Consider the following 8,430-nt stretch of genomic DNA (forward strand, 5'->3'; position numbering starts at 1 on the left):
TTGTCGTTGGAGGACGGTGCCCGTGTGGTGGCGTTGCGGTCGCAGTCGTTGAAGGTGTTGGCGGGTGCGGGCGGGATGTTGTCGGTGAGCCGGTCTGCCGAACAGGTTGAGGAGCGGTTGGTCCGGTTCGGGGACACCGTGGCGTTGGCGGCGGTGAACGGTCCTTCGGCGGTGGTGGTGTCGGGTGAGCCCGCAGCTCTGGAGGAGTTGAAGGCGGAGTTCGAGGCCGGGGGCACCCGGGCCCGGATGGTGGCGGTGGACTACGCGTCCCATTCGGCACAGGTGGACCGCCTGGAGGGCGAGATCACGTCCGTTCTGGCCGGGATCAACCCTCGTCGGGGCCGGGTCCCCATGGTGTCGGCGATGACCGGGGAGACGCTGACCGGTGAGGAGTTGGATGCCGGTTACTGGTTCCGGAGTCTCCGCGCGACGGTCCATTTCGACCGTGCGGTGCGGACGTTGGCGGGGCGCGGCCATCAGCTCTTCGTCGAGGTCACTCCGCACCCCGTCCTGATGGGTGCGATGAACGACACCCTGGAAGAGGTCGCGCGGGAAGCGGGCCCGGGGGTGGTGCCGGGCGCGGTGTGTGCGACGTTGCGGCGGGACGAGGACGGGGCCGTACGGCTGCTGACCTCGCTGGCCGAGGCGTACGTCCACGGCGCCGGCGTGGACTGGGAGTCCGTGCTCGCCGCGGGGAAGCGGGTCGAGCTGCCGACGTACGCCTTCCAGCACGAGCGCTTCTGGCCGCAGGGGACGCTGTCCCTGGCGATGTTCACCTCCGGCGGGGACGCGGCGTCCCTGGGCCTGGGCGCGGTGGGCCACCCGCTGCTGGGAGCGGCGGTCGAACTGGCCGGTGGCGCCGGGCTGTTGTGCACGGGCCGGATCTCGCTGCGGACGCACCCGTGGCTGGCCGACCACGCCGTGGGCGGCATGGTGCTGCTGCCGGGCACCGGCTTCGTGGAGCTGGCCGTGCGCGCCGGCGACCAGGTGGGCTGCGGGGTGCTGGAGGAGCTGACGCTCCAGGCGCCGCTGGTGCTGCCAGCCGACGGCGGGGTGCGGGTGCAGGTGGTGCTCGCCGAGGCGGACGCCGAGGGCCGCCGTACGGTCGAGGTCTTCTCCCGGCCCGACACCGCCGACTCCGCGGACCCCGCGCAGATCTGGACGCAGCACGCGAGCGGTTCGCTCGCACCCGTCGGCGCGGGCCCGGTGGACGCCGGGGCGGCGGACGACTTCGCCGTGTGGCCGCCTTCGGGCGCCGTCGCCCTCGATGTCGACGGCCTCTACACCGAGCTGCTGGCCGACGTGTACGGTCCCGCGTTCCACGGCCTGCGGGCCGCCTGGCGGCGCGGCGAGGACGTCTTCGCCGAGGTGGCGCTGCCCGAGGACGCGGCGCGGGAGGCGGCCGCGTTCGGCATCCACCCGGCGCTGCTCGACGCGGCCCTGCACGCCTCGCTCCTGCCGGGCTCGCCCATGACCGGCGGGGCGGAGGACGCCGCCGGGCAGCCGGGCGGGGTCCGGATGCCGTTCGCCTGGACGGGCGTCGAACTCCACGCGACCGGCGCCTCGGTGCTGCGGGCCCGGCTGCGCCAGGGCCCCACGGGCGGACTGGAACTGACCGCCGCGGACCCCCAGGGGGCCCCGGTCGTCACCGTGCAGTCGCTCGTCAGCCGCCCGGTCGCCGCCGACCAGCTCCAGGACGCAGGCCACCCCGCCGGCGACACCCTGTTCGTCGAGGAGTGGGTGCCGCTGACCGAGGGCCCCGCCGTGGACGGCGAGTGGGTGCTCGTCGGCGACGACCGCTTCGACGTGGTCGGGGAACTGCGCACGGCGGGCGTCCCCGTACGGGGCTTCGCCGCCGTCGCCGAGGTGGCCGCCGCGGTGGAGGCGGGCGATGTCGCGCCGCAGCTGGTGCTGGTGTGCGTCGACGGCACCCCGTCCGGCGCCGGCACGGTGCCGGACACGACCCGGCGACTGGCCGGCGAGGTCCTGGAACTGGCCCAGGAGTGGCTGGCCGCGCCGCGCCTGGAGTCCGTGCCGCTGGCCGTGGTGACCCGCGGCGCCGTGGCCGCCGCGGACGGCGCACCCGTGGTGGACCTCGCGGCGGCCGCGGCACGCGGTCTGCTGTCCTCGGCGCAGTCGGAGAACCCCGGTCGGCTGCTCCTGGTGGACCTGCCCGCCGACGAGGACGCCCCCGCCGGTCAACTCGCCGTCCTGCCGCGGTTCCTCGCCACCGGCGAGCCCGAGCTGACCCTCCGCGGCCGGACCGCGTACGGGCGCCGGCTGAACCGTCCGTCTGGTGCCGGGACAGCGGTTGAACAAGCCGCTGACCTCGCCGATCACGCCGATCACGCCGACCTTGCCGACAGCGGCCCGCGCACCCTGCTGGTGACCGGCGGCACCGGCACCCTCGGCGGCCTGGTGGCCCGTCACATGGTGGTCACCGGGCGGGCCCGCGCGGTGGTGCTGACCAGCCGGTCGGGATCGGCGGCCGCCGGCGTCGCGGTGCTGGCCGCGGAACTGGCCGCCCTCGGCGCGCGGGTCAGCGTCGTGGCGTGCGACGTGGCGGACCGCGACGCGCTGGCCGCGCTGCTGGCGGGCATCCCCGCCGACTGCCCGCTGGGCTCGGTCGTCCACGCCGCCGGCATCATCGACGACGGCGTGATCGGCACCCTCACCCCGCAGCGGCTGGCCGCGGTGCTGCGGCCGAAGGCGGACGCCGCCTGGCACCTGCACGAACTCACCCGGGACAGCGACCTGGAGCACTTCGTCCTGTTCTCCTCGGCCGCCGCCCCGCTCGGCGCCCCCGGACAGGGCAACTACGTCGCCGCCAACGCCTTCCTGGACGCCCTTGCCCGGCACCGCCGGGCCGCCGGCCTGGCCGGACTCTCCCTGGCGTGGGGCCCGTGGGTGCACGAAGCGGGTATCGGCCGCGACCTGGGCGAGCAACTCCTCTCCCGCATCACCCGCTCCGGACTCACCGCCCTCGGTGCCGACGAGGGCCTGGCCGTCCTGGACACCGCGCTGGAGCGCAGCGCGACCCGCGGCGAGGGCGCCCTCGTGCCGGCCCGGCTCGACGTCGCCGGCCTGCGCGCGCAGGCCGCGCGCAGCGGTGAGGTCCCGCCGCTGTGGCGGCGGCTGGCCGGCACCCCCGGGCGCCGCACCGCCGCCGCGGCGGCCGGCGGCACCGACGCCGCGCAGGCGCTGCGCCGCCGGCTCGCCGGCCGCACCGGCCAGGAACGCGACCGGATGCTGCTGGAACTGGTGCGCACGCTGGTCGCCGCGGTGCTCGGCCACGCCTCCGTCGACGCGGTCGAGCCCGCGCGGGCCTTCACCGACCTCGGCTTCGACTCGCTCACCGGGGTCGAACTGCGCAACCGGCTGCGGACCGAGACCGGTCTGAGGCTGCCCGCCACCCTCGTCTTCGACTACCCGACGCCCGTGGCCCTGGCCGCGCTGCTCGGCGACGAACTCGCGGGCGAGGCGCCCGCCGCGGCCGGACCCGCCCTGCCCTCCGGCACGGCGGTCGACGAGCCGATCGCCGTCGTCGGCATGGCCTGCCGCTTCCCGGGCGGCGCCACCGGCCCCGAGGAGCTGTGGGAGCTGCTGGCCGGCGGCACCGACGCGATCGGGACCTTCCCGGCCGACCGCGGCTGGGACCTCGACGCGGTCTACCACCCGGACATGGGCCACCCCGGCACCTCCTACACCTGCGAGGGCGGCTTCGTCCTGGACGCCGGCGCCTTCGACCCGGCCTTCTTCGGGATCAGCCCGCGTGAGGCACTGGCCATGGACCCGCAGCAGCGGCTGCTGCTCGCGACGTCCTGGGAGGCATTCGAACGGGCCGGCATCGACCCGGCGACCCTGCGCGGCAGCCAGACCGGCGCCTTCGTCGGCGGCTACGGCTCCGGCTACGCCGAGGCCAGCCTCGAGAGCGCCACGGACTTCGACGGCGTCGACGGGCACCTGGCGACGGGCAACGCGACCAGCGTGCTGTCCGGCCGCCTCTCCTACACCCTCGGCCTCGAAGGCCCCGCGGTGACCATGGACACGGCGTGCTCCTCGTCCCTGGTGGCGCTGCACCTGGCCGCGCAGGCCCTGCGCTCCGGCGAGTGCACGCTCTCCCTGGCCGGCGGCGCCACCGTGATGGCCACCCCCGACGCCTTCGTGGGCTTCTCCCAGGCCCGCGGCCTGGCGGCCGACGGGCGCTCCAAGGCGTTCGGCGCCGGCGCCGACGGCATGGGCATGGCCGAAGGCGTCGGCATGCTCGTCCTGGAGCGGCTGTCGGACGCCCGGCGCAACGGCCACAAGGTCCTCGCGGTGGTGCGCGGTTCGGCGATCAACCAGGACGGCGCGTCCAACGGCCTGACGGCGCCCAACGGCCCCTCGCAGCAGCGCGTCATCCGCGCCGCCCTGGCCAGCGCGCGGCTGTCGGCCGCCGACGTGGACGTGGTGGAGGCCCACGGCACCGGCACCCGGCTCGGCGACCCCATCGAGGCGCAGGCGCTGCTGGCCACCTACGGCCAGGACCGTCCCGCGGACCGCCCGGTGCTGCTGGGTTCGGTGAAGTCCAACATCGGCCACACGCAGGCCGCGGCCGGTGTCGCCGGTGTCATCAAGATGGTGCTGGCGCTCCAGCACGAGCAGCTGCCGCAGACCCTCTACGCCGACGAGCCCTCCCCGCACATCGACTGGTCCGCGGGACAGGTGCGCCTGCTGACCGAGTCCGTGCCGTGGCCCGCCGGCGAGCGGCCGCGCCGGGCCGGTGTGTCCTCCTTCGGCATGAGCGGCACCAACGCCCACGTCATCCTCGAGGAGGCACCCGCCCCCGACGCCGCCCCCGAACCCCCACGGACGCGGACCACGCCCCCGCTGGTGTCCGGTGCCGACGCGTGGCTGGTGTCGGGCCGGTCCGCGGAGGCGCTGGTGGCGCAGGCCGGGCGGCTGCGGGAGTGGGTGGCCGGGCGTCCGGGTCTTGAGCCGGCGGATGTGGCGTGGTCGTTGGCGGTGACGCGTTCGGCTTTCGAGCACCGGGCAGTGGTGGTCGGTGGTGATCGGGCCGCGTTGGTGGGCGGGTTGGAGAGTTTGGCGGCGGGTGTGCCGTCGGGTGCGGTGGTGTCGGGTACGGCGCGTGCCGTGGGGCGTCCGGTGTTCGTCTTCCCGGGTCAGGGTTCGCAGTGGGTGGGGATGGGTCGTGAACTGGCCTCGGTGTCGCCGGTGTTCGCGGCTCGGTTGGCGGAGTGTGCGGCGGCGTTGGCGCCGTATGTGGAGTGGTCGCTGCATGACGTGCTGGCGGGGGCTGAGGGCGCTCCGGCGCTTGAGGCGGCTGATGTGGTGCAGCCGGCGTTGTGGGCCGTGATGGTGTCGCTGGCCGCGGTGTGGGAGGCGGCAGGCGTCGTCCCGGAGGCGGTGGTGGGTCACTCGCAGGGTGAGATCGCGGCGGCGACGGTGGCGGGGATGTTGTCGTTGGAGGACGGCGCGCGGGTGGTGGCGTTGCGGTCGCAGTCGTTGAAGGTGTTGGCGGGTGCGGGCGGGATGTTGTCGGTGAGCCGGTCTGCGGGCGAGGTTGAGGAGCGGTTGGGCCGGTTCGGGGAGAGCGTGGCGTTGGCGGCGGTGAACGGTCCGTCTGCGGTGGTGGTGTCGGGTGAGCCCGCAGCTCTGGAGGAGTTGAAGGCGGAGTTCGAGGCCGAGGGTGTCCGGGCGCGGATGGTGGCGGTGGACTACGCGTCCCACTCGGCGCAGGTGGACCGGCTGGAGGACGAGATCACGTCGGTTCTGGCGGGGATCAGTCCGCGTCGTGGCCGGGTGCCGATGGTGTCGGCGATGACGGGGGAGACCCTGTCCGGTGAGGAGTTGGACGCGGGGTACTGGTTCCGGAGTCTTCGGGCGACGGTGCACTTCGACCGTGCGGTGCGGATTCTGGCGGGTGAGGGTCAGCGGTTCTTCGTGGAGGTGTCGCCGCATCCGGTGTTGCTGGGTGCGATGACGGAGTCGTTGGAGGAGGTTGCTCAGGAGGCGGGTCCGGGTGCGGTGCCGGGTGCGCTGTGTGGGACGTTGCGCCGGGACGACGGTGGTGCGGGTCGGGTGCTGACGTCGCTGGCCGAGGCGTACGTCCACGGCGCCCCGGTGGACTGGACGGCCGTCCTGCCCGTGGCCGGGACGGTCGAGCTGCCGACGTACGCCTTCCGGAACCGGCGGTTCTGGCCCGACAGCCTTCCCGTCGCGGAAGCGGGCCCGAAGTCGACGGGGAGCGACGCGAGTTCCGCGGTGGAGGCCGAGTTCTGGGCCGCCGTCGAGGGCGGGGACCTCAACCTGCTCGACGAGACGTTGGTACTCGACGGTGGCCGTCCGATCAGCGAGGTGCTGCCGGCCCTGGCGTCCTGGCGGCGCCGTGAACTGGACCGTACGGTGGCCGCCGGCTGGCGCTACCGCACCGGATGGACCCCCGTCGCTGAGCCCGATGCGGCGGTGTTGTCGGCCACGTGGCTGCTCGTGGTGCCGGCCGGCGTCGAGGGCGAGGTGCGGCAGCGGTGCGCCGACGCGCTGGCGGCCCGCGGCGCGCAGGTCGAGGTGGTCGAGGTGCCGTCCGGGGTCGTGGACCGCGCCGAACTGGCGGCGCTGCTGGGCGAGATGGCGGGCGCGGCGGAGATCTCGGGTGTGCTGTCGCTGTTGGCGTTGGACGAGGCGCCGTTGGCGGAGTTCCCGGCGGTGACCGCCGGGCTGGCGGCGACGTTGGGGTTGGTGCAGGGGCTCGGTGATGCCGGGGTCGGGGCGCCGTTGTGGGTGGCGACGTGCGGTGCGGTGGCGGCTGGTCCGGGTGAGGTGCTGGCCCACCCGGTGCAGGCGCAGGTGTGGGGTCTGGGTCGGGTGGTCGGTATGGAGCATCCGGAGCGGTGGGGTGGGTTGGTGGACCTGCCGGTGGAGTTGGGTGATCGGGCGGGTGTGCGGCTGGCGGGGGTGCTGGCCGGTTGTGACGAGAACGAGGTGGCCATCCGTACGGCCGGCGTCCTGGGCCGGCGGATGTCGCGGGTGCCGCGGCGCGAGACCCGTACCCCCTGGACACCGCGCGGGACCGCGCTGATCACCGGCGGCACCGGCGCGATCGCCGGACACGTCGCGCGCTGGCTCGCCGACCGGGGCGCCGAACGCCTCGTCCTGGCGGGCCGTTCCGGCCCGGCCGCCGAGGGGATCGCGGCACGCGCCGCCGAACTGGCCGCCGCCGGCACCCGGGTCGACGTCGTGTCCTGCGACGTGAGCGACCGGCTGCCGCTGTCCGGGCTGTTGGAGTGGACCGGGCGCAGCGGCTCCGCGCTCTCCGCCGTCCTGCACACCGCCGCCGTCCTGGACGACGGGATGCTGGACGGCATGCGGCCGGCGCGGCTCCAGACCGCACTGGAGGTGAAGGCACACGGCGCGGCGCTGCTGGACGAGCTCACCGCCGACCTGGACCTGGACGCCTTCGTCCTGTTCTCCTCCGCCGCCTCCACCCTGGGCTCCGCGGGCCAGGGCAACTACGCTGCGGCGAACGCCTACTTGGACGCGCTGGCGGAGCACCGCCGGTCCCGCGGCCTGGCCGGTCTGGCCGTGGCCTGGGGGCTGTGGGGCGGTGCCGGGCTGGCGCAGTCCAACGAGGCGATCCGCTCCCGTATGCGCCGGCTCCCCATGCCGCCGATGGACCCGCAGCTCGCCGTCCGCGCACTGGCCGAGTCGCTGGCGGGCCCCGAGCCCGTCGTGACCGTCATGGACGTCGACTGGCAGCAACTGGCCGCCGGCTCCGGCGCCGTCGACCTGGCTGACCAGCCGCTCGTGCGCGACCTCCCGGAGGTCCGCGCGCTGGCCGCCGTCGGCCTGACCGCCGGCACCGCCCCGGCGGGCGGCGCCGAGGGCGAACTCGCCCGCCGCGTCACCGGACTGGCACCGGCCGAGCAGGAGCGCGTGCTGACGGACGTGGTCCGCGCCGAGGCCGCCGCCGTACTGGGGCACTCCGCGGCGGACGGCGTGCAGGCCCGGCAGGTCTTCCGCGACCTGGGCTTCGACTCGCTGACCGCGGTCGAGCTGCGCAACCGCCTCAACAAGGCCAGCGGACTGCGCCTGCCCGCCACCCTTGTCTTCGACTACCCGACCCCGGTGGAGCTGGCCGCCTTCCTGCGCGACGAACTGGTCGGCCGGCAACTGGACACGGCCGCTCCGGTGGCCGCCACGGTGGTTGCGGCGACCGAGGAGCCGTTGGCGATTGTGGGGATGGCGTGTCGTTTCCCGGGGGGTGCGGGTTCTCCGGAGGAGTTCTGGGAGTTGTTGTCTTCTGGTGGGGACGCGGTGGGTGGGTTCCCGACGGATCGCGGTTGGGACTTGGAGGGCTTCTTCGACCCGGACGGCACGACCGCGGGCACGTCCGCCACGGAGTCGGGTGCGTTCCTGCGGGACGTGGCGGAC

The 8,430-nt window shown here is 75.0% G+C and carries 1 protein-coding gene; it reads left to right on the forward strand.

Annotated elements, in window-relative coordinates; translation table 11 throughout:
• Positions 1-6: 6 nt before the first annotated feature.
• Positions 7-8,430, forward strand: an 8,424-nt coding sequence (locus WA788_RS34785) for a type I polyketide synthase (protein ID WP_335984373.1), incomplete at its 3' end; no start/stop codon positions are given.

The organism is Streptomyces sp. CA2R106, from assembly GCF_037034245.1.
Classification (GTDB): domain Bacteria; phylum Actinomycetota; class Actinomycetes; order Streptomycetales; family Streptomycetaceae; genus Actinacidiphila.